The following is a 23,245-nucleotide window of genomic DNA, read 5'->3' on the forward strand; positions in this document are numbered from 1 at the left end:
TGCTCACCAGCATGTGTATATGATCTGAACAGGCATTCGCTTCATGAATCCTCACACCTTTTCGATCACATAGTTCTCTGATGATCTCTCCTACGCTGCGTTTGTATTTGCCGTATATAATCTGTCTCCGGTACTTCGGGGCAAACACGATATGATACTTACATTTCCATGATGTGTGTGCTAAACTGTTGTTGTCCTTCACTGGGCTGTCCTCCTATGTCTTGTGGAGTGGTCGGGAAACCAACTCCATAGTAGCATAGTCGAGGACCTTTTTTTATACCACGCTGGAAGCTCTTTGGAACCCCCCGCATAGCAGGGGGTTTTCAAAACCCATAAAAAACAGCCATCTCTATTTATACGGAGATGGCTGTTGCTATGTAATTCAAAGAACTTCTTTCTTCATATCTAAATATTTATCTATTCGATGCGCTATAAATACCAGCGCTCCCGCTCCGACGCCCATCATGGTGCCATCGGTTAAAAATCCAATCAGACCACCGACTAAAACGAACGTGGTCAGTTGTGAATCCATCATCGTAAATGACCTCTTCTCTGTTTATAAATTCCATTACATCTCTCTAGTGAACTGTATCATCATAATATATACTACATCAACGTCACTCGCAATTTCTTTAATATGTTCGGCAAAATCAATATTTGAAGGCATATCCGGTTCCAGATGGAATGCCGGCATCTCTGAGGCATCATTTAGAGTGACCATTGCTGCGACAAGTTCTTCATCTTCTGTCAAAGTATACCCCTCTTCATCCGTAACATGACCATAGGCGATACTGTATTCAGGGGTCACCGTGACATCAGTGCCAGTCAGTGATGACTCATTCTGGTTAATTTCCAAATGAAAATCAACATTTTCTGCTTCACTATGTTCAGGCACAATATTGTTTAAAGAAAATGACAGCTGACCTTCGTTCTCTTCAAGATTTGTCAGGTTACGGCTCGATGAAAGGACCGTCTCCTTAAACTCACCATTTACATATTGATCAATCCAAATGTTCAAAATGGAAAATTCATCATCATTCGCTTCATACTCAAAGTCATACACAAGGTTTCTTAAATCTTCCTCGAATACTGCACCCTCTTCATTTTCTTCATCCTCAATCAAAGCGACCTCATTATTATTTCCCAGGCTGCAGGCAGTGAGAAAAATTGATGTTATCAATAAAATACCGACTTTCTTCACTCTGATACTCCCCTTTGTATTAGGAATCAATTTTTTATCATATAATAAACTTAACATTATACAAGATTAAAAACAGTCATCTTCGAGAGTAAATGGCTGTCTAAAATATTATCTACTTAATTTATGAACGATATATTGATTTAAAGATACTGCTTCAAGCTTGGCTGCATGACTCAAGTTTTTATGGCGGCTTTTGGGCATACGCACTCGGAGATTGCCGCTAAAATGCTCATCACTTATCGGCTCAGGTATTTCTTCCCCTTCTTCTATCATATCTTCTATAAATCCTTCTAATACTTCATAGATATTATTATGTGCTTCTTCCTTAGTCTCGCCGGTAGCTATACAACCATCGAATTCTAATACTCTTGCTGCATAATAATTACCTGCCTCATCCATATCTCTTTATATACCGCCAAACAAATCCAACGCCATTTACCCCTTCCGCGCAAATCTCAATACAAATCCCACCCTGTTTTGTTGTATCATTAATATAAATACTTCATTATGAATATCCAGAAATAATTTAAACGAGGATGATTACTTTGCAAATCATTATGTCCCATGTGAATACTGATTTTGATGCGCTGGCTTCTTTAATTGCGGCGAAAAAACTCTACCCTGATGCAAGGGTTGTCATTCCGAATGAACAGACTGCACCTGTCAGGCAGTTTTTAACGATATACAGAGATACTTTCGACCTCACCGAAGACCATCAGATCGACTGGGAAGAAGTGACGGATCTGATTCTTGTCGATACCGCTTCACTTTCAAGGCTCGGGAACTATACGAAGAAGCTGGACCCGGATAAGCTGAAGATTACGGTGTACGACCATCACCCGGCGGGGAGCAATGATGTCGATGCCAACGAACGCTTCGTTGAACCTGTCGGGGCGACGGTGACTTTATTCATCGAGAAAATGATCGAACAGAAAATTCCGGTCTCTTCTTTCGAAGCGACGCTGTTCGGGCTCGGCATTTATACGGATACGGGCTCATTCACTTTCCCGAATACGACGGACAGGGATTTTCAGGCAGCGAGTTTCCTGATGAAGAATAATATGAACCTGGAAATCATCCAGCGTTTTGCCGACTACAAGCTGACACCGGACCAGCAAAATCTTTTGAATCAGCTATTCCGCGGGGCGAAGACGTACTATAAAAACGGCTTGAAGTTTATTGTCAGCGCATACCAGATTGATGTGTATTTGAGAGAGCTTTCGACCATAACGGATAAGCTCCTTGATATCAGCGGTGCCGACACTGTGGTGACAGTCGTCAAGATGGAAAAGAATGTGCACATCGTCGGCCGCGGGAATTCTGAACGGATCGACCTCACACCCCTGCTCAAGAAATTTGACGGCGGCGGCCACCCGCAGGCGGGTTCTGCGACAGTCAGAAAAAGTGAGCTGGATGACATTGTCGAACAGGTCAACAGTCATCTCGATTTGATCTTGAAACCGGCCATCACCGCAGAAGATATTATGACGAGTCCGGTAAAAATGATTCCGCCGGATACTAAAATCGAAGAAGCCGGCCGGCTGATGTACCGATACGGCCATTCAGGCTATCCTGTAGTGGAAGATGATAAACTGATCGGCATCATTACTAGACGCGACCTGGACAAGGCCAATCACCATGGTCTCGGCCATGCGCCGATCAAGGCGTATATGAGCCGCAACCCGGTCACAATCAAGCCTGAGACAACGATTGAAGAAATGCAGAAACTGATTATCGACAATAATATCGGCAGGCTCCCTGTCATGGAAGACGGCCAACCTGTCGGTATCGTCACACGAACGAATATCATCGAGGTTTTACACAGTCAGAAATTGAGTGATGGACTTCGGCAGCCCGAGGTGAAGAATTTGAAGAATGAAATGAAAAGACAATTACCCGGGCGGACTTATGCCATGCTGGATGACATCAGCAGAACAGCGGAACGCGCAGATGTGCCGGTTTACCTGATCGGCGGTATCGTCAGAGATTTGTTTCTGGAACGGCCGAATGAAGATATCGATATTGTCGTTGAAGGTAACGGCATCGATTTTGCCAATCATCTGCAGGCGGACTACGGCGGACGCGTGAAAATTCATGAGAACTTCGGCACCGCTACTTGGAACCACCCGTCTAAACTGTCCATTGACGTCACTTCGGCACGAGTCGAATATTACGACCGCCCCGCTTCACTGCCGGACGTCGAACTGTCCACGCTGAATGAAGATTTATACCGCAGGGATTTCACCATCAATTCGATGGCGCTCTGCCTGAACCCTGACATTTTCGGTGATCTCGTCGATCCTTTCAAAGGACAGGCCGACCTCCGCAGCAAAACGATCAAAGTCTTGCACAACTTGAGCTTCATCGAAGACCCCACCCGGATTCTCCGCGCGGTCCGCTTTGAAACACGGTTCAATTTTCTGATGGATAAGCAGACGGAAAGTCTTGCACTGAACTCGATGGCCAGAATGAAAGACTTGTCCGCCCACCGTATCGTCGAAGAGATGAAACGGATGTTCAAAGATGAAAAGCCGCCGGAGACGATCAGAAGACTGTTCGAGCTGCGCTTCTGGCAGCAGTTTGGCGCAGATGACGATATGGGCGAAGACAGTTTCGTCCACGCCAGTCAGCTTGATATGATGTATGAAAATCACCCACAGTTCCGTACGCATAAGATCAGCTGGTTCGATTATTTCGTCATCCCCTTCTATCACAGCGGGAAAACGCAGCTCGCTGGGACATTCGCCCTGACGAGACATAATAATAAGTTTCTGCAGGACGTCGGTGACCTGGCTGAAATCGAAGGTTGGGAGAAGATTAAAGGCATCGGTCATTTTCACCGTTTTTTAAAAGATTTTACGGATGATGCGGTTTTATTTTTCATCTCAAAAGAAAATTTCAGTAATGAAGATAAGATCCTTTCCTATTTGGAAAAGCGTCATGACATCCCCGCACTGCTCACCGGCGAAGACCTCATCCAACAGGGGTTCAAGCCCGGCAGACATTTCAAGGAAATTTTAATGGCACTCGATGTGGTTATATTAGACGGTGAAATAAAGACAAAAGAAGAGGCGCTCGACTGGCTGCACACTCATTATGAAAAATAAATTTCAAGAGCAAGGTGATGATGTAAATTCATCCCTTGCTTTTTATGTGATAAGACTTTAATATACGGATTTAGCTTATATAAAAAAGATACATAGATTAATCTATAGATAAAAAAGTGAGGTGTGCGCCATGGATTTTACTTTACCGACGATGCTCGTCGTGGCGATTTTCATCAGTCTCGGTATCCTCAGCCAGTGGGTCGCAGGATTTCTTAAGTTCCCACCAATAGTCATCATGTCCATCGTCGGCCTTCTGATTGGTCCGATATTCGGCTGGACGAACCCGGAAGAACTGCTCGGCAGTGAACTGTTCAGCACTGTCACCTCTCTCGCGGTCGCGATCATTTTATTTGAAGGCAGCAGTAATTTGAATGCCCGCGAACTGAGCGGCATATCAATCGCAATACGCAGAATCCTCACATTGAATGCACTCATCGGGTGGGCGCTCGGTACACTCGCGATGTACTTCATCATCGGTTTGCCGCTGTCCATTTCACTCGTCCTGTCCGGACTCTTCATCGTTACCGGACCGACAGTGATACAGCCGTTATTGAAACAGGCAAAAGTGAAACGTTCCGTCGATTCGATACTGCGGTGGGAAAGCATTATTTTGGACCCTGTCGGACCGATGCTCGCCCTGCTCGCATTATATGTATTCCAGTTCGCAGCAGACGGTTTCCAGATGGAACTCATAATCGATTATGTCATCGGATTTACCGCTGCAGCCGCTCTTGGCTACGGTGGCGCGCTGTTATTCAGACTGATGCTTTCGACAGATATTCTGCCCCAGCACCTGATGACGCCGATGCAGTTTGTTTTCATCATCATAATCTTCAGTCTCAGTGACGCGATTCTGCATGAGTCCGGACTATTGGCCATTACAATATTCGGCTTTGTCATGGCCCAGCTGAAAAACCAGCACCTGATCTTCCAGGAATCGGATCATTTCATCGACGATCTGTCGATGATCAGTGTGTCGACCGTATTCATTCTGATTACGTCATCACTGACGATGGATATGCTCAGTGTCGTCATCGCCTGGGAAGTGCTTTTATTCTGCCTGGTCATGATTCTGATTGTCCGTCCTGTCTCCGTCTTATTATCAACGATCAATACGGAGCTCACATTCCGTGAGAAACTGTTCGTCAGCGGTGTCGCCCCGCGCGGTATCGTTGCACTGACCGTTGCCGGGTTTTTCGGCGGTCTGTTCAGTGAAATGAACACCGATATGGCCGAGATGATCGTCCCTGTGACGTTCGCACTCGTGTTCATCACCGTCGTTGTTTACGGCTTCGGATTCAAGCCGCTCAGTAAGGCGCTCGACCTTTCAAGCAGAAAGCCGCCGGGTGTTATCATAGTTGGAGAAAGTTATTTTGCGATTCAGCTCGCCATCCGTCTACAGGAACATAACATTCCTGTCGCCATTTCAGACGTCCTCGCAAACCAGAGGTACAATATTGAAGATTACGGCATTGAAAAGATTTCCGGCAGCCTGCTGGCGGAATCCGAGCGCATGTTCCAGGATATGACACGCTTTGACAAGTGTCTGCTTCTGACACGTTCATTCACATTCAACAACCTGGCCTTCAATGTGCTCAGCGAAGAGTTCGGTGTGAAAAACGTCAACATCGTGGCCCCGCCGAAAACTGCGCACACGACCATCGAGGACTGGGAACGGAATCATATATTATTCGACGATGATTTGAACTACAGAGTGCTGAATAAATATATCAAGGAAAATGAAATTGTCGAAATCCCTTCCTCTGAACGTGATCAGCTGGCAGAAGATGATTTCATCCTCTACCATATCAGCAGAGATAAGAAGATCACGTTTAACGTGCTGACTTCTAAAGTGAAAAATTCAAGCGGCAGTGTACTCGGTGTTTTAAAGGGTGCCAGCCAGTATATGAAAAAATAGAATACATTTAAAAACCCCTCCTGACGCAATTTTTCCAGTGTCAGGAGGGGTTTATTTTCTACAGCCATCCTAAGCTGTTCATTAACAGTGAGATGCCGCTCGCAAATAAAATAATATAAATGATGATCTGGAAGACCTTTTGACTGATCCATTTAAACAGCATCTGGCCAAGATACAACCCGATAAATACGACGGGCAATGCCCACAGGCTCGATATCCAAGTCGTTTCACTCGTCCCGGCGAAGGCGACCTGAACAATCAGACTGATTAAATATATGAACAGATAATAAGCGAGTGTGGTACTTCTGACGACTTCCTTTTTATGGTCGGTGCCTGAAAAATATAACAGAAGCGGTGGACCCGGCATGCCGATGCTGGAGGTGAGCGCCCCTGAAATCACCCCGACAATCCCTTCTTTTCTTGTGCTTTTTGTAATGGTGAATTTAAAAATCAGCAATACTGAAAGCATTAAAACAACGAGTCCGACAAACATCTTCAAGCTGTTGATATCAATCCATATGAAAAAGATGATTCCGATAAAAACACCTGCGCTGCTCCCGAGTATGTACCGCTTCAACATACCGTAATCAATGGACGCCCTGATTGATTTTATAAGAGACAGCGAGAGCACAAGCGATAAAATCAAATTGATCTGGATCGCTTCGGCCGGTCCGAATAAAAACAGCAGCAACGGTGTCGCCAGCGTAGAAAAACCGAAGCCTGTACTGGTCTGGAGTACAGTCGCAAATAATATAATGATAAGAAATAAAACCATTTCCATGACAAATACTCCCCTCTCTTCATATTCTACGTCTGCACATTAAACTTTACCATAATAAAAACAGCCATCCGTCAAAGATGGCTGTTCTGAAAAAAATTATATATTACCCAGTTCCTGTTCCCTTTTCAGCTTTTCCGGCGTGACGTCATTACCCAACGGGTCAACGACAGTCATTCCTGAGAAGGAATCAAGCACCTGGCCTCTGATCTGTTTCAAATAATTCTCTCTCAACTCTTTTTGTTCTTCTCTTTCTGCATCCGTCAATCCGACGGTTTTCTGTATTTTCGCAAGTTCGTTAATTCTATCCAATCCTACTATCATTATATTTCCTCATTTCATTTAAAATTTAAAAAGCTGTATTTCGATTCGATAATTGCCGGAAACTTCGGTACGACATATTCTCCGAGCTCCTGAATGACTTCTTCAGCCGGGCGTTTATTCTGCTTGAGTGCAATCATCACATGATTCACACCCGCCTCCTGGTAGGCATTCAAATAATCAATCAGGAAATTGCGTCCTGACCTGAATCCGATCGGCAGCGGCTTTGCAACCTCGCCCGGCCGTTCGGACAAGTCGATTGCGAGCGGCTGTGCAAACGGTTTGAACGTTTCTGTTGCCCCGCGCCACTGATTGACCAGTTTCTTCTGTCCCTGCAAGTCCTGCGGGTAGAATAACCAGCCGTCCGTGTGTTCTGCCAGCCACTCCATCGTCTGGCCGCTGTAGCCCGTGCCGAAAACAGGGACCCCGGACATTGCCGGTTTCGGCACAACATCGCCTTCCGTCAAGTTCACACGCTCCGACTGGATTTCAGGGAACGCTTCACTCCACATCTGTTTCATCACTTCGATCGATTCCCTGAACAGTTCACCCTTATTTTCTATATCTGTCTTAAAGGCCGGGAATTCAATCGGCCGGTCTCCGCTCGCTGCGCCGAATAAAAACCGCCCGCCGGAAAAGTGCTCCAGTGTGGCTGCCGATTTCGCAGTATGAATCGGGTGGCGCAAAGTCGTCACGATGCTGCCGGTGCCGAGTGCGATATCTTTCGTATGCGCCGCAACATAACTTAAAAACATGAACGGGTCATACAGGCCGCCGACATCTCCGAAGTTCGGATCATAGATCGGCGCATCCCTGACAAACAATGAGGCGAAGCCATAATCCTCAGCCATTTTCGCCAGTCTGATCTGTTCCTCGAGATTCATTTCCGGAAAACTGCCTGTATAGGATTCCAGCGGAAACATCAGCCCGAGCGTCATTTTATTTTCTTTGAATGTTCTTTTGAAACCCTTATGATTTTTAAACTGATTCATATCTTCACCTTCTTTCTATGTAAATTACACAACCATCTTCTCTTCCACCCATTTTTTAAGGTCGGTAATATTATCTGTAAAACGTCTCGAGTTGATATCTTCAGATAAAGAAGCGATTGTTTCCCGCTTCAATACTTTCTTCCAGGCCGCTTCCGCTTCATCCATCAATTCTTCCAGAACGCAGCATCTGTCGTCTTTCTCAAGTTCCAGCATGTCATCCAGTATCCCGCTTGGACTGTACAGTGACTGCTGACCTTCAATCGCAACATAAATATCGTATACCCGAATATCTTCGGGGTCTTTATTCAGCTTGAAGCCGCCTTTGACACCGGGCACAGATTTGATGATATCTGCAGCAACCAGCTTTCTAAGCAGCTTTTGAAAATACGTCGGCGACGCCCCCAGCTGTTCACTGATCACTTCACTGTGCAGCACCGCACGCTCCGGCAGCATATTGAGCAGCATTACCGCATACACCGACTGTTCCACACCTGTTTTCATCTGCATCATTCACACCACATTTCATTTTTTGTTATAAATCGGACAATCATTATCCAGTTTAGCATTTATTATATTAACAGGTTAAGATTCATCCGTCAATAGCGTTGCCCGGTAGATAGTCTGCGATAATATTTAAAAAGCTGTCGTCAGAATTTCGAAAGCGTGATAAACGGTCCAACACACCGTCGTCTTCTCCCTCACAATAGCTTCTTACACGTTTAACAGGCACTCGTCAGCCACACGAGTTCCTACAGAATGTTTAATAGGCACTCGCCAGCCTCGCGAGTTCCTACAGAACGTTTAACAGGCACTCGCCAGCCTCACGAGTTCCTACAGAATGTTTAACCGTTGCTCCCTAAAAAAGCCACTGAAAATATCAATTTCCAGTGGCAAATCATATAATTAACTGCTTTGAATTTCTTTCCTCCAGACGAATGTCATAAAAATTGCAAAAGCAGAGACAGCGCATACGATCGTGACGAGAGTGAGCGGCCATGCGTTGTATTCTCCACCCAGACCGACCAGAGGTGAAACGACTGCACCTCCGATAAATGGGAGCAGCCCTAAAAATGCAGACGCGCTGCCTGCCGATTTTTTCTGGTTCTTCAAACCTAAGGAAAATGCGGTCGGCGATACAAAACCAACACTTGAAGCGACCATAAACAGTGCGATGATGATTACCGGCAGTGGTAAATCTGCCATCACAACAACAATCAGCAGCAGACTTCCAGCCAGCGACTGCATCACACCAAACAGCATGATTTTCACTTCATCCATTTTCGCTGCAATCCTGCCAGAGATCTGTGCCGCAATAATAATCCCGAGCCCATTTAACGCAAAGATCAGTGAAAACTCTTGCGGCGTCACTTCATAAATATTTTGCAGAATAAACGGCGAACCGGCAATGTATGCAAACATGCTGGACATAATCAGACTCTGTGTGAATGAAATGCCGAGAAACACTTTATCCTTCAGCAGATCGCAGAATGTTTTCACTACCGCGAAAATCGTCCCCTCCGATCTGTTCTCAAGCAGGTGTGTTTCACTGTAGAAAAATCTCACCGATAACAGCAGCAGAACGCCGATCGCAGCTATGATATAAAACACGATCGGCCATGAACCGAAATTGAGTACAAAACCCCCTGCTATCGGCGCAAGTATCGGTGCCGCCCCGCTTACCAGCGCGAGCAGCGCAAATGCACGGGTCAGTTCATTTCCAGAATAAATATCACGTGCCGCAGCGCGTGCGATGACAATGCCTGCAGCACCCGTGAATCCCTGGATGAAACGCAGCAGAATAAAAACCCCGATACTCGTTGTAAAAGCGAGCGACAGCGACACCACTGTATAGATGGCCAGACTGATTATCAACGGTTTCTTCCTGCCCCTGATATCGCTCAGAGGGCCGAACATCAGCTGCCCCGTTGCGAGTCCGATCAGACACGTCGTCAGACTCATCTGTACAAGTGATGCGGTTGTATTAAGGTCGTCTGCCACTACCGGGAGTGCCGGCAGATACATATCCATCGATATCGGACCGATCGCGGTCAACGAACCAAGCAGTATGACAATCCAGTATTTATTTTCATTTTGCTTATTTATATATGTCCTCATGACAACAGTCCACTCTTATGATTGTTTTATTAACAGAACAAACAAAAGTATATCACTCCTTAATTTTACTTACTATAAATAAAAAGATGCCCCAATTTAAGGGGCTATTCTATTTGAAGGGTCTGCACCTGTTTCAGGATCTGCCAGAAGAATGATACGTAGACAAAATTGGCAGACAATACAGGCTGCTGGTGGATACTGGCGACCTTTTTGATATAGGTCCGAACCGTATTTATCTGCATTGCCTGCCGGTCTTTCGGAAAGCAGAGTGTCCTGAGCCAGTTGGTAAACTTATAGGCGAGAAGACTCAACATCATTTGCACCTGATTCACTTGAAAGGAATAACTTAGCATGTTATCCAATCCAAATCCGTGTTTGGTTTCTTTAATATAATTTTCCATCGTACTGCGTTTTTGGTAAATTCTAACGATATCTTCAGGAATGGACGTCATCAGGTTCGTTACATATAATGAATGCGTGAAAAATAGCTCATCTGCTGGACGGACTAAACAATGACATTTCGCAGCTGCCGCCAGGATTGCGATTGATACTCTATTTCAATAAAGTAACATTCTGTCTCATATTGTGTGCCCGGTACACTGAATAGACAGATTTCTTAAGCGTAGCTCTGCAGATTCGGATTCGATTTTAAACGAATGCATATAGTATGGATTCATTTTCACATAAATTATATAATTCTGGTAGAAAATTCCCCTGTGATGCCGTCAAATGCCACGAGTGGGTGATAACCGATGGTACTGTAAATGGATTGGACGAAAATGACTAGAAACTATGACTAATTCTGCAGTATGATATTCTTAAACATATTAAATTAATATAAGGTGAGATTATGCTAAATAAAAATGATGTTATCCCTCTGTATGCTCAGCTTAAACGTTTGCTGAAAAAGGATATTTTGAGTGGCCAATATAAAGAGAATGATATGTTGCCGTCCGAGGCACAGTTAATGAAAAAATATAATATTACGCGAACGACCATCAGAAAAGCAATCAATGAATTGAAAATAGAAGGTCTCGTGGCTACAAAGCATGGCAAAGGTACTGTTGTGAAGATTAAGGAAACAAAAGATACAATTTGGAGTTTTAGGAGTTTTACAGAAATCGCTAAAAACCAAAATTTGGAGCCAATCACTAAAGTGCTCCAACAAGAAATAATTGTTGAAAATGATTTAGAGTATAACCAACTCATCAGAGTAAGAGGCTTAAAAAATAATGATGACTATATCGATTGGCTGACTGTAGAAAAATCTAAAGTACCGATGAAGGTTTTCCCAAATATCGATCAATATAATTTTGAAAGTGATTCCTTATACGATATTATGTCTCGTGAATATCATTTTTCACCCGACTATGCCAAGTTAGAGTTGGAACCAATTATAAGTGAAGCAAAAATAATGGAAATTCTTGAGTTAGAACAAGTGCTGCCTTTATTAAAAAGTAGCGGAAGACTTTATACAGAGTCAGACACTGAAATTGAACAATTTGAAATTATATATAGTCCATCATTCAAATTTATATTTTCACAATATATAGAATAACTAACCATAACTCTTCCGAAATACATTAAACTGATTTATCAACCTAAAATAAAAGATAGAATTTTAATCACACATTTTATATGTGCGATCTTTGTGGAAGCGCTGTTATTTTATCTTGACATATATGAAATAATGATATATTTTAAACTCATACGTACAAGTGCAAGAGTTAGAGAGGAGAAATTTTAGTGAATGATAAAATTTTAGGAACATTATATGGCATGGCTATCGGTGATGCGCTCGGAATGCCCTCCGAATTATGGAGTAGGCAGAAAGTACATAATTACTTCGGATATATCTCAGATTTCCTGGACGGTCCGGAAGAAAACGAAGTAGCTTGCAACTTTACTAAAGGACAATTTACTGATGATACGCAACAGGCATTAATCATTATTGACTCGCTTGTTGAAAATGATTTTGAGGTATCCACAAAAATTATAGGCAGTCGTCTTTTAAAGTGGGCAGATGAGTTAGACGCATTCGACAATAATATTTTAGGTCCTAGTTCCCTTGCAGCGTTAACCGCATTTAAAAACGGAGAGAATACAGAAAAATATTCCAAAAAAGCACTTACTAATGGTTCTGCAATGCGAATTGCACCGGTAGGTACTTTATTTAAAAGCAGTGATTATAAAAATTTAATCAACTATGTAACCGATATAAATAAAATCACTCATTATACAGACGTTTCCATCGCTGGTTCCAGCATGATTGCGAACGCTGTCAGTGCTGCATTAGAAGATAAAACGTGGGACGAAATTATCAGTTCAGTGTACTTGACAGGTGAGCAGGCTGAAAATAAAGGCTCAGATACCTTTTCCGCTTCACTCATTGAAAGAACTAAACTGGGAGTAAAATACAGTAAAGAAATTGAAAATGATCAAACATTCTCCGAAACAATATACAATGTTATTGGAGCTGGTACAGCATTATCTGAATCTGTACCTGCCGCACTTTCAATTGCTTACAGAGCTAAAAATGTAGAAAAGTGCGCAATATTATGTGCTAACTTAGGGGGCGATACAGATACTATCGGGGCAATGGCTACAGCTATATGCGGAGCAAAAAACGGCTACAAAAACATCAATGAAGATTGGATTGCAATCATTGATGCAGCGAACACATCAGATTTAAAAGACTATAGTAAATATTTAGAAAAAGGTAGAGACAAATTAGAGGTGAGATAAATGGAAGAGACCTTTCTAACTGAAAATGAAAAAAACGGAACTCCTAAGGATTTATTCTTCATTTGGTTTGCAGCTAATATGGGTATTCTTGGAATTGTCTATGGCGCAGTTATCATTGGCTTTGGATTAAGTTTCTTGCAATCTTTGTTAGTAGCAATACTGGGACCTCTCTCATTTTTACTTGTTGGTTATGCCAGTATTGCAGGCAGAGATACTGGCGTAATAACTTTTGCTCTATCTAGGGCAGCATATGGATTTAAAGGTAATCATCTGCCGGCAATTGTCGGCTGGGCTGGGCAGGTCGGCTGGCTTTCTGTCAACGTTTCAACAGGAACACTTACACTTCTTGCCTTGTTCAGTACTTTTGGAATTGATACTAATACGTTTTTAATATTTCTCAGTTTAGTTATTTTTTCCGGACTTATTATACTATCCAGCCTTTTCTCTCACGATACGTTAGTCAAAGCTCAAACATTCTTTACATATGTATTTGGAGCGCTGACATTACTCGTTATAGCGATGCTTATACCACAAACCGACTGGATTACTCTCTTTAATATGCCATCAGGTCATTGGATTACAGATTTTTTCCCAGCACTTGCATTTGTTGTTGTCGGCACAGGCTTGACTTGGACTAATGCAGCTGCAGATTACAGTCGATTCCAAAGTAAAAATGTTAAATCATCATCTATCGTATGGAGTGTTACAATTGGTGCTTTCATTCCTTTATTCGTCATTATTACGACAGGCATCTTACTTGCAACATCTGCACCAAACTTGGCAACGACTGAGAACCCTATTATTCTGTTAAGCCAATTATTGCCGGAGTGGATGACAACAATATACTTATTAGCCGCTCTGGGTGGATTAACACCAATGTGCTTTATCGGATTGAAATCATCGCGGCTAATTATGGGGACTTTTGACTTGAAAATGAAAGACTCAACCATCATCTTTATACACTCTGTAATCATTCTTCTAATACCGCTATATGTATTAGTGGTCTCACAGGATTTCCTTGGTTACTTTGAAGCATTCCTCGGCCTGCTAGGCATTGGTCTTGCAGCATGGGTTTCAATTTTTGTCGTGGATTATACATTTATACGCAAGAAAATTGGTTATGAAGAAAGACTATTGACTGATCCGCAATATAATAATGTAAATGTTAAGGGAGTGATTAGTTGGATTGCAGGTGTCTTTGTTGGATTAATACTGATTTTCACAACTGAATCCAGCTTTGATATGGTAATTACTTTTATTATCAGTGGCGGACTGTACTATATCACCAACTTTAAAAGAATGTCCAATATAAGAAGGGAGACTTAAAATGTGGGAAGACGATCATTACTTATCAAAAGTATCCAGCAATCAAAAAGTGTTAGTGATTGGAAGTATACTTTTAGATATCATTACTAATATTAAAGTACTCCCCTTTTCTGGAGAAGACGTCTATGTTACTCCGGTCAAATCTGAAGTTGGGGGATGTGCAATCAATGTCTCCAATATCTTAAGACAGTATGGTGTCCAGCATGACCTGTTGTCACCAGTGGGCAATGGGCCGAACGGGCAGATTATTAAAGATTATTTAGAAAAATATGAGTATAAAACTTTGATTAAATCTGAAGAAGGCGATAATGGCTGGACACTCTGTTTAGTTGAAGACAATGGGGAAAGAACTTTTATGACGTTATCAGGCATAGAAAAGCAATGGAAGAAAAAATGGTTTCAAAATGTAAATTTTGATGAATATGATTACGTATATACTACAGGATACTCGCTTGAAGCTGATTCTTCAGCAATTGTTTTAGAAAAGTTAGAAGAAGCTTACAAGTCTAGAAGTTTCAACATCATATTTGATCCGTCACCAAGAATTAAACATTATACAAATAATAATATTGAAAGAATATTGGCATTAAATCCAATTCTCCACTGCAACGAAGATGAGGTAAAGCATCTTAGCCAGAAAAATGATCCAGTAACTGGAGCATTAGCAGTTAATCAAAAAACGAATAAACCAGTTATAATCACACTCGGTGGCGGTGGGGTCCTATATGTAGAAGATCAAAATTACAACAAACAATTGAAAGTAGAAAAAACGGATATTATTGATACAATCGGTGCCGGTGACAGCCACACTGCAGGATTCATAGCAGGTTTAATAGATGGCAAGTCTGTTGAAGACAGCTGCAGACAAGGAAACTTTGTCGCAAGAAAAGTGGTCCAGAGTGAAGGAGCGGGGATTAAATTGGGTGTAAAGTAATTTCTTATATAAATAATGTAAACAATATTTTGAAAAACACTGCAAACTTCAAGTATAGAAAACTGCAGTGTTTTAATGTATCAACTTAATTTACATTATACACTGAATGATACGGTTTAATGATTAAAAGAACCTGAAACAGTTAAATGATAAGTAACTTAAGTAAAGGGATGATATGATGAAAGATGCTAAAGAAACTGAAATAATCCAATTGAGTATCGAAGATGACGGCAGAATACCCAACCACTGGAAATTACCGCTTCTCATTTATAAAGGTGTGCTGGATACAGACGATGCTGCAGTTGAAATTCTGAACAACAACAATTGGTCCGGCGAGTGGCTGGGGTCAGTCCATCCATACCATCACTACCACAGTAACACCCACGAGGTTCTTGTCGCCCATAGCGGCACTGCTACACTTCAACTGGGCGGTGAACTCGGAGAAACAGTTGATATGGAAAAAGGAGACGTGATCATTCTCCCGGCCGGTTACGGTCATAAGATGATAGATTCGAGTGATGATTATCAAAACTACGGTGCCTACCCCGGCGGCAGAAGTTTTGACATGTGTTACGGAAAGGATGAAGAACGTCCGGAGAAACTGGAGAATATCAAACATGTGCCCATGCCTGAAGCGGATCCGATTTTTGGTAAAGAAGGTCCGTTATTCAATTACTGGGAAGATTGATTCATAAGAGATTTGGTCTTTACAGTATTGGAATTCTCCACGCGTTGAATGCTTCATGCCAGACTTTCATGGATGGATGAGGGAAGCCTGAATGAATATAGAAAATAGGAAAACGCTTTTATAGTAAATAATATTTACTATATTAAATTTATATACGTATTATTAATTTACTCAATGAATTGAAAATCTTATTAATGATGCCAAACATTTAACAAGCCTGCACTTAAATTTTAAGTGCAGGCTTGTCGGTATTCTAATAAAACTCCGGCTTATCCATATGTTCCGACCCCGGTTCAAAGACACCAGGGCTTTCCCGGCTGAACTTCGAAGGGTCCTGGATGATATCCATGACCATTCTTGCGACGGCATTTCTTGTCAGCTGGGCGCCGACGAATGGTTCGCCTTTATCCGTCGTACTGTACGATTCATTTTCAGCATCATCATACAGCCACGTCAGCCTCAGCAAAGTATAATCAAGATTCGATTGCGCCACAGACTGCGCATTTTCCTTATGGATTTCCATGACAGGCAGATTGCCGATGACACTGTCATTCCATCTTCAGAATTCACCGGCCACATCATCGTAAATATCGAGCACCGACGCAGCAATCAGCCACTTCACCCCGGTCGCCTCCATCACTTCAATGATATTTTCGATGCCTGTATCATCCGCCATTTCATTTAAATAAACGGTGTCCGCTCCTGAGATTGCCTGCCTCAAAACTTCCCCATCATTGAAATCGCCGTCGATGATCGTTTCCCTGTCAGGATCGGACACCTCCAGACGGCCGCTCGCATTTCTCGCAAACAGCACAAGTTCATTATCTGTTTCATTTCTTAAATTCTCCGTCAGCATTTTACTGATTCGCCCCGCAGCACCGAGAATTGCTATTTTCATGATCCAACCTCCCTAACAAGTTTATACATTGTATGCTACAAGCTGCAGTGCTTATTAAAAAGTGATTTGTTCGTAATAAGCATACGGGTTTTATTTTAAAAAAATGTTTTTCCAACACTATTTTAAAAGTATTTACAATTGTCAGAAAATTATTTATGATTGTTTTCATATCATCTTAGAGGGGGAATTTTATGAATGCAATATTAGTTGCAGTCGCCGGTCTGGCTGTATTCGTTTTAGGTTACCGTTATTATTCGAAATTTGTCGCGGAGCGGATATTCAGGCTGGACCCGAATTATATTACACCGGCTCATAAATATAAGGACGGTGTGGATTTTGTCCCGACCAATAAATTCGTACTTTGGGGACACCACTTTTCTTCAGTGGCCGGTGCGACACCGATTTTAGGACCTGCCATCGCAGTATATTGGGGCTGGGGACCTGCATTTTTATGGGTCATACTGGGTACTGTACTTGCTGCAGGTGTGCATGACTTCGGTACGTTGGCACTTTCGGTCAGAAATAAAGGCCAGTCCATCGGTACCATCGCAGAAAAGTTTATCGGTAAACGCGGAAAGGTTCTATTCTTATTCATTATACTTACACTGCTTTTAATGGTAAACGCAGTATTTTCATGGGTAATTGCGAATTTATTCATTTCTTACCCGGCAAGTGTTGTACCGGTATTTTTCCAAATCCCGCTGGCGATATGGATTGGATATGCGGCTTATAAGCGAAATGTGAAAATGCTTATACCCTCTTTAATCGCACTGGCTTTAATGTATGGTGCAGCAGTGGTCTCTGCCGAATTCTCTGTACTTCAGATTGACCTTGTACAGTATATGGGCGGTGAAGGCGGCAGCGGCATATTCGGCCTTGGTGCCGTATCCAGCGCATTCTTCATCTGGATTATGATACTTCTGATCTATGTATATATCGCATCGACGCTGCCAGTTTGGAAACTGCTTCAGCCGAGAGACTTCATCAACTCCCACCAGCTGTCAGTCGGCCTGCTCATTCTTTACGCGGGTCTGTTATTTACGAACCCGGAGATTACAGCACCGATTACGAATCCTGATGCTGATGTTTCATGGCTGCCGCTGTTATTCATCACAATCGCATGTGGAGCCATTTCAGGATTCCACGGACTTGTATCATCCGGAACATCTTCAAAGCAGCTCGATAAAGAGACGGACGCACGTTTTGTCGGTTACTTCGGTGCTGTCGGTGAAGGTATTCTTGCTTTAATTTCAATACTTGCTGTTGTGACACTGTTCAACAGTACCGCTGATTTCACAGCCGCTTATGGAAGCTTCGCCGATGCGAGTGCCGGCGGTCTGAACAACTTCGTTGAAGGGGCTGCAGTACTTGCAAACGGACTCGGAATCCCGACGCACGTCGCAACGACAATCGTCGCGGTCATCGTGGTCAGCTTCGCTGCCACTTCACTCGATACATCTGTACGTCTGATGCGCTATATCGTTTCAGAAATCGGCGTTGAATATAACGTCAATGCTTTGACGAACAAGCACGTTGCAACAACGATCACAGTCGGTGCTTCAGCAGCACTCGTCTTGCTTCCGGAAGGACCGAACGGTTTCGGTTCAGGCGGATATCTGATTTGGCCGCTGTTCGGTACATCGAACCAGCTGCTTGCAGGCATCAGTTTACTGTTGATTTCCATATGGCTGAAACGCAGAGGCATCAACTATGCAATCACGCTGATTCCGATGATATTCCTGATGTTCATGACATTGTACGCGATGTTCACCCAGGTATTCCTGGAATGGGCATGGTACACAGAAGACTCGAACATGCTGCTCTTCGTACTCGGCGCCATCATATTTGCCATTGCCATCTGGATCATCATCACATCCATCCAGGCGCTCACCGGCAAATTTGATGATGAACTAAAAAAGAACAATGATCAGTAATATGAAGGATGATGATATTTATGTTGGATAAAGTGAAAAAACTGATTCAGTATTATGAAGAAGTTTTGGAAATGCCGCACAGAACGGAAGTGGCAAGGGAACTGAGGGATGAGGACGACTTATTCCTCCTCATGCTCTACTCCGAAATGATCGGCATACCGAATCCGGTCTACTACTATACGCTTGAACTATATCCGCATATCATCGAAGATTTCCATGACTGGCATCTCCGGATGGGCATGGAAAAATCACCACTGACAGGCATACGCTGCTGTTAACATAATAAAAGGAGCATATTCACATGGCAGAACACTTAAATAAAATACTGTTCATCGGCGGTAAAGGCGGTGTCGGCAAATCGACTTCCGCGGCTGCCGTCGCATGGAAGCTCGCCAAAGAGAATAAAAAGACGCTTCTTATTTCAACAGACCCTGCACATAACCTGGGAGATATATTCTCACAAAAAATCGGCGGGGAAACACAGAAAATCACAGACAATCTGTATGCTCTGGAAATCGATCCCGAAACGGAAACGACGAAGTACATCAACTCTGTAAAAGAGAATATCAAAGGCACGGTACAGTCCAGTATGATCGATGAAGTGAACCGCCAGCTGGATACAGCGAAAGCTTCACCCGGCGCGGATGAGTCGGCACTTTTCGACAAGCTGATTTCCATCATCATCGAAGAGGAGCCGGCATACGACCACCTCGTTTTCGACACGGCACCGACCGGCCACACCATCAGACTTTTGACACTGCCTGAACTGATGGGTGTATGGATTGAAGGCCTCTTGAAAAAACGCAGGAAGACCAACGAGAACTACACACAGCTCCTGAATGACGGCGAACCGATTGAAGATCCGATTTATGACGTATTGCTCGAGCGGCAGAACAGATTCAAAAAAGCACGTGAAATACTGCTTGAATCCGATAAGACAGGGTTCGTCTTCGTACTCAATCCCGAGCGGCTGCCGATTCTTGAGACGAAGAAAGCCATCGACCTGCTCGATCAGTACCACCTTCACGTCAACACCATCTTTGTCAATAAAGTCCTGCCCGATGATGCGGACGGCGAATTCCTGAAACAGCGGCGCAGGCATGAAAAGCAGTATCTGGAAGATATAGAAGAAACATTTCCGAATCAGCGGAAAATCCATATCCCGCTTCTGCCGCACGACATTACGACTTTAGAAGAGCTGGATGCGTTCAGTGAGCATTATCAATTGTAGAAGCATATTAAAACAGCGGATCCCTTCATAATAAGAGGGATCCGCTGTTTTCTTTATTTCTTATGCTTCAACCCTTCAAAAAATTCATCATAATCACTGTTACCCGCATCGTTTATGATAATCATATTGTTGTTTGCTCTTGACAGGCCGGTGTAGACGAGGCGGTGTCTGACTGTGTCAGTGACACCTTCTGCCCACTTATCAGTCAATACCAGAATGACATTTCTAGTCTCCCAACCTTTAAAACTGTGTATCGTAGAGAATTTGACAGGTCCACTGTTTCTGTAAAACCGCATTTTTGCTGCACGTTTGCCTACCTCACCTGTACTGCTTTCCACACCGACATCGGCCTTCGGTCTGAAAGTTGTCGCATTTTCTCTGAACGCTTTATACTTGGAACTGTTCAGCCTTAGCTGCACTTCCACATCTGAAATGAGTGATTCGCTGTTTGACAGTACACATATATCATTGACGGACTCCCCCTGCTCAGTTAAAAACTTTACGTATGAAGCCACTTTCTCACAAACGTTATCCAAAGAAAAGTCATCAATCGCCGTATATTTCATGCGGCCGGGTTCGGATAACTCAAGTTCCGGCTGCTCTATGAAATCTTCATCGAAGAAATGTTTTGAAAATCTGTTGAGAAGTTTATTGATGCCCTGGTTTTTATTTCTGAAATCCTTGTTCAGTACGTTCCATCTGCCCCTGACCGGTGTAATCGGCAGATTTTTTGAGTGATTGGTGTCATCTTCTTCCATCCCGGTTTCACGATCGTAAATATTTTGGTTCTCATCCGCAAAAATAACGAATTCACTGTTATCATATTTCAAATAATCTTTCTTCAGACTGTTGAACCACTCTTTTTCAAAGTCCTGTCCTTCATCGATGAAAATAGCGCCATATCTTCGGTCTTCCTTCGGATTGCCCTGATTGTATGTACCCTCTGAATTTCCACTCCAATGATATAACGAATGATAATTGAAAATATCCACGCCTTCTGCAGTCAGATTGCCCCTTCCCCGGACTGCCAGTTCGGACCTGACCTTATCATGCAGATAATTCGTCATCGTGATATTATAACAGACGACCAGCACCGGTTCTTCCAAACGGATGACCGCATCAGCAACCCTTTTGGCAAGCAGCGTCGTTTTCGCGGAACCCGCCTTTCCTCTGATTTTTTGCTGCTGCTGGCGGCTTTTTGCGAGGGACGCATATTTAGTGGTTTGAAAATCAGGCTGTGCAAGATTCCTGCCATTCTCACCCGGATTAATCAGTGCTCTTAAGTCGGCTGTATCACACTCGTCTAACTGGTAACTTTTATACCTGGTCTCTTCAAACAGCATGTCCAATTTTTCCGACTTCGCCTTGAAGTCGGAAGACAGTAAAATTGTCGAATACTTGAATTGATGATATTCATTCGTATGTGCTTCAAATTCTCTTAAATGATTTTCTTTGAAGTTCTTGAAATAAGCGGCAGTTTTTACAATTTTGTTGAATTTGATTTTATTGTTGTCCTCCGCAGCTTCACTGAGATTACTGTTTGCGTAATCCATCAGATTAAATTTATAATCTTCCAGAATTTTAAATGGCGATGTAATATTTGCATTCCCACGATTTTTTACTTTCCAATAATCTTTTTTGTCATTGAAACTGATATCATACGCTTCAAAACTATAATCCTTCACTTCTATGATCCATACGCTCCTGTTCGGTTCAAGCACCATGATGTCCGGTTTACTGAAAAACAAGTTGGGCTGGGTATAAATTTCAAAATCACGTTCAGGATGACTCTCTTTCAAATAAACTTCAAGATGCTTCAGACATTCCTTCTCACCCGCGGTCAGAGGAACGCGGAAATTTTCGATTTCTTCGAATGAAGGTGTAATTTTTATCGTCATGTTGTTTCACTCCATTAAGTTTTAAGATTATTGAAAATTTTGACCTTTAAATATAGACTAGCATATATTTATAAAGTTAGTATGAATTTTTTATAAAATAAAAGAACTCCGCGCCGCAAGCCCGGCAAAAGAGTTCCCGTTGCAAACCTTATCCTGTGTCCACTACTCCAGCGACGCCAGTATTTCCCTAATCTGTCTTCTCGCTTTCGCACCTTCAAGTATCGGGTACTGCGGAAAGACGTGGTTCATCATCGGATATTCGTAGTATTCATTTTCCACACCGGCAGCGTCAAGCATCCCTGCAAATTTCCGGGCATCCGGCAGACAGATTTCCCTTTCGCCGACGAACATGTAAAATTTCGGCAGTCCCGTCAGTTCACCGTATATCGGCGACACCTTATAATAATCGAGCGCTGTGTTCCCAGCCCAAATGCGGCCGATGATCTTTAAATTATCCGGCTTCAGCATCGGATCCATCTTTGTGTATTTTTCCATATCCGGATGGCTCAGACTGACGTCGAGCCACGGTGAAATGACAATGAGCCCTTTCGGCTTCGGCAGTTCAGTCGTCGCGAGCCACTGTGAAAAGCCGATCGCCAGCCCGCCGCCTGCAGAATCCCCAAAGATGACTATTTCTTCAGAACATTCTTCCATCAGATTTCTGTACAGTGCTTCCACTGAATCATACGCTTTATCATAAGAATGCTCCGGCGTCTTCGGATAGATCGGCACGATGAACTCCTGCCCTGTATCCTGCACCATCTTGTCGATGAACAGCCAGTGGAACGGGGATGGCTGATGTATATAACCGCCGCCGTGCAAATACAGCACACGCCTTCTGCTTTCTTTGTCCCTTGGAATGATTCTGTACACTTTCATCCCTGCATCATAGTAGTGTTCAACTTTCGACCGCATGAGGTTTTCACGGATCTTATGCTCTTTCCTGTTTTCCTTGAAATTCCTGGCAAGCATCTTTGCGTCCACCTCTTCCAAATCGAAGTTGACGATTCTGATCAGGTCTTCTGCAACCTTGCTGCCGATACTCCGTTTTTCCACAAACCTCGCACGTCCCGCATAAACGAGTGCACCCGCACCGGCCAGAAGCAGAGAAGTTTTAACTGTGTGTTTCATCCAATCATTCCTTTCAATTCGTAACATC

At 43.1% G+C, this 23,245-nt stretch carries 22 protein-coding genes and 1 pseudogene; 10 read left to right on the forward strand and 13 right to left on the reverse strand.

Annotated elements, in window-relative coordinates:
- The 4 genes from tnpA to BO48_RS14575 form a co-directional block, all read right to left on the reverse strand.
- Positions 1–202 (reverse strand): IS200/IS605 family transposase (gene tnpA, locus BO48_RS14560; RefSeq protein WP_496368496.1); only part of this gene is annotated, 202 nt, incomplete at its 3' end.
- Between the two features lie 180 nt (positions 203–382).
- On the reverse strand, positions 383–535 hold the full coding sequence (locus BO48_RS14565) for a hypothetical protein (protein WP_496368498.1): 153 nt from the start codon (positions 533–535) through the stop codon (positions 383–385).
- Positions 536–568: 33 nt separating this feature from the next.
- On the reverse strand, positions 569–1,201 hold the full coding sequence (locus BO48_RS14570; protein ID WP_496368500.1) for a YgaN family protein: 633 nt from the start codon (positions 1,199–1,201) through the stop codon (positions 569–571).
- A 108-nt stretch (positions 1,202–1,309) separates the two neighbouring features.
- The gene (locus BO48_RS14575; protein ID WP_496368502.1) at positions 1,310–1,600 is read right to left on the reverse strand and encodes a toxin-antitoxin system HicB family antitoxin; all 291 of its coding nucleotides are present in this window, start codon (positions 1,598–1,600) and stop codon (positions 1,310–1,312) included.
- A gap of 158 nt (positions 1,601–1,758) precedes the next feature.
- Between BO48_RS14575 and BO48_RS14580 the strand changes: the two genes are divergently transcribed.
- Together BO48_RS14580 and BO48_RS14585 are read left to right on the forward strand one after the other, a co-directional pair.
- A complete protein-coding gene (locus BO48_RS14580) occupies positions 1,759–4,308 on the forward strand; it encodes a CBS domain-containing protein (RefSeq protein WP_496368552.1) in 2,550 nt (849 codons plus the stop codon).
- A 130-nt stretch (positions 4,309–4,438) separates the two neighbouring features.
- Entirely contained in the window at positions 4,439–6,226 is a 1,788-nt protein-coding gene (locus BO48_RS14585) for a cation:proton antiporter (RefSeq protein WP_496368504.1), read from the forward strand.
- 58 nt (positions 6,227–6,284) lie between these two features.
- On the opposite strand, the gene BO48_RS14590 is transcribed toward BO48_RS14585, so the two are convergent.
- The 6 genes from BO48_RS14590 to BO48_RS14615 form a co-directional block, all read right to left on the reverse strand.
- Positions 6,285–7,007 carry a sulfite exporter TauE/SafE family protein gene (locus tag BO48_RS14590; RefSeq protein ID WP_496368506.1) on the reverse strand — a complete coding sequence of 241 codons (723 nt, stop codon included), beginning with the start codon at positions 7,005–7,007 and terminating at the stop codon, positions 6,285–6,287.
- Between the two features lie 96 nt (positions 7,008–7,103).
- Entirely contained in the window at positions 7,104–7,328 is a 225-nt protein-coding gene (locus BO48_RS14595) for a DUF896 domain-containing protein (RefSeq protein WP_496368508.1), read from the reverse strand.
- 14 nt (positions 7,329–7,342) lie between these two features.
- Positions 7,343–8,317, reverse strand: coding sequence for an LLM class oxidoreductase (locus BO48_RS14600; RefSeq protein WP_496368510.1), 975 nt, complete (start codon positions 8,315–8,317; stop codon positions 7,343–7,345).
- A gap of 24 nt (positions 8,318–8,341) precedes the next feature.
- Positions 8,342–8,824, reverse strand: a complete 483-nt coding sequence (locus BO48_RS14605; protein ID WP_496368554.1) for an RrF2 family transcriptional regulator — start codon at positions 8,822–8,824, stop codon at positions 8,342–8,344.
- Between the two features lie 396 nt (positions 8,825–9,220).
- Positions 9,221–10,432, reverse strand: a complete 1,212-nt coding sequence (locus BO48_RS14610; protein ID WP_496368512.1) for a multidrug effflux MFS transporter — start codon at positions 10,430–10,432, stop codon at positions 9,221–9,223.
- A gap of 104 nt (positions 10,433–10,536) precedes the next feature.
- On the reverse strand, positions 10,537–10,884 hold the full coding sequence (locus BO48_RS14615; RefSeq protein WP_496368514.1) for a transposase: 348 nt from the start codon (positions 10,882–10,884) through the stop codon (positions 10,537–10,539).
- Between the two features lie 398 nt (positions 10,885–11,282).
- Between BO48_RS14615 and BO48_RS14620 the strand changes: the two genes are divergently transcribed.
- The 5 genes from BO48_RS14620 (at position 11,283) to BO48_RS14640 (ending at position 16,125) form a co-directional block, all read left to right on the forward strand.
- Positions 11,283–11,990 carry a GntR family transcriptional regulator gene (locus BO48_RS14620; protein ID WP_496368516.1) on the forward strand — a complete coding sequence of 236 codons (708 nt, stop codon included), beginning with the start codon at positions 11,283–11,285 and terminating at the stop codon, positions 11,988–11,990.
- 188 nt (positions 11,991–12,178) lie between these two features.
- The gene (locus BO48_RS14625; protein ID WP_496368518.1) at positions 12,179–13,177 is read left to right on the forward strand and encodes an ADP-ribosylglycohydrolase family protein; all 999 of its coding nucleotides are present in this window, start codon (positions 12,179–12,181) and stop codon (positions 13,175–13,177) included.
- Positions 13,178–14,503, forward strand: coding sequence for a purine-cytosine permease family protein (locus BO48_RS14630; protein WP_496368520.1), 1,326 nt, complete (start codon positions 13,178–13,180; stop codon positions 14,501–14,503). It abuts the gene before it with no gap.
- Between the two features lies 1 nt (position 14,504).
- The gene (locus BO48_RS14635) at positions 14,505–15,437 is read left to right on the forward strand and encodes a PfkB family carbohydrate kinase (RefSeq protein WP_496368522.1); all 933 of its coding nucleotides are present in this window, start codon (positions 14,505–14,507) and stop codon (positions 15,435–15,437) included.
- A gap of 178 nt (positions 15,438–15,615) precedes the next feature.
- Entirely contained in the window at positions 15,616–16,125 is a 510-nt protein-coding gene (locus tag BO48_RS14640) for a cupin domain-containing protein (protein WP_496368524.1), read from the forward strand.
- Between the two features lie 253 nt (positions 16,126–16,378).
- Here BO48_RS14640 and BO48_RS14645 read toward each other — a convergent pair.
- A pseudogene (locus BO48_RS14645) lies at positions 16,379–17,023 on the reverse strand (NAD(P)H-binding protein).
- Between the two features lie 191 nt (positions 17,024–17,214).
- Here BO48_RS14645 and BO48_RS14650 point away from each other — a divergent pair.
- Genes BO48_RS14650 through BO48_RS14660 form a run of 3 tightly spaced genes read left to right on the forward strand, consistent with a single transcriptional unit; the run spans position 17,215 to position 20,188 of the window.
- The gene (locus BO48_RS14650; RefSeq protein ID WP_496368526.1) at positions 17,215–18,957 is read left to right on the forward strand and encodes a carbon starvation CstA family protein; all 1,743 of its coding nucleotides are present in this window, start codon (positions 17,215–17,217) and stop codon (positions 18,955–18,957) included.
- A gap of 20 nt (positions 18,958–18,977) precedes the next feature.
- Complete coding sequence (locus tag BO48_RS14655) at positions 18,978–19,235, forward strand: cory-CC-star protein (protein WP_496368528.1); 258 nt, start codon at positions 18,978–18,980, stop codon at positions 19,233–19,235.
- A 23-nt stretch (positions 19,236–19,258) separates the two neighbouring features.
- The gene (locus tag BO48_RS14660) at positions 19,259–20,188 is read left to right on the forward strand and encodes an ArsA family ATPase (protein ID WP_496368530.1); all 930 of its coding nucleotides are present in this window, start codon (positions 19,259–19,261) and stop codon (positions 20,186–20,188) included.
- A gap of 53 nt (positions 20,189–20,241) precedes the next feature.
- Here the strand turns inward: BO48_RS14660 and BO48_RS14665 are convergent, their stop codons facing one another.
- Entirely contained in the window at positions 20,242–22,086 is a 1,845-nt protein-coding gene (locus tag BO48_RS14665; RefSeq protein ID WP_496368532.1) for an ATP-binding domain-containing protein, read from the reverse strand.
- Positions 22,087–22,248: 162 nt separating this feature from the next.
- Positions 22,249–23,217, reverse strand: coding sequence for an alpha/beta hydrolase (locus tag BO48_RS14670; protein ID WP_496368534.1), 969 nt, complete (start codon positions 23,215–23,217; stop codon positions 22,249–22,251).
- Positions 23,218–23,245: the final 28 nt, after the last annotated feature.

The organism is Lacicoccus kunmingensis DSM 17847 (assembly GCF_059568765.1).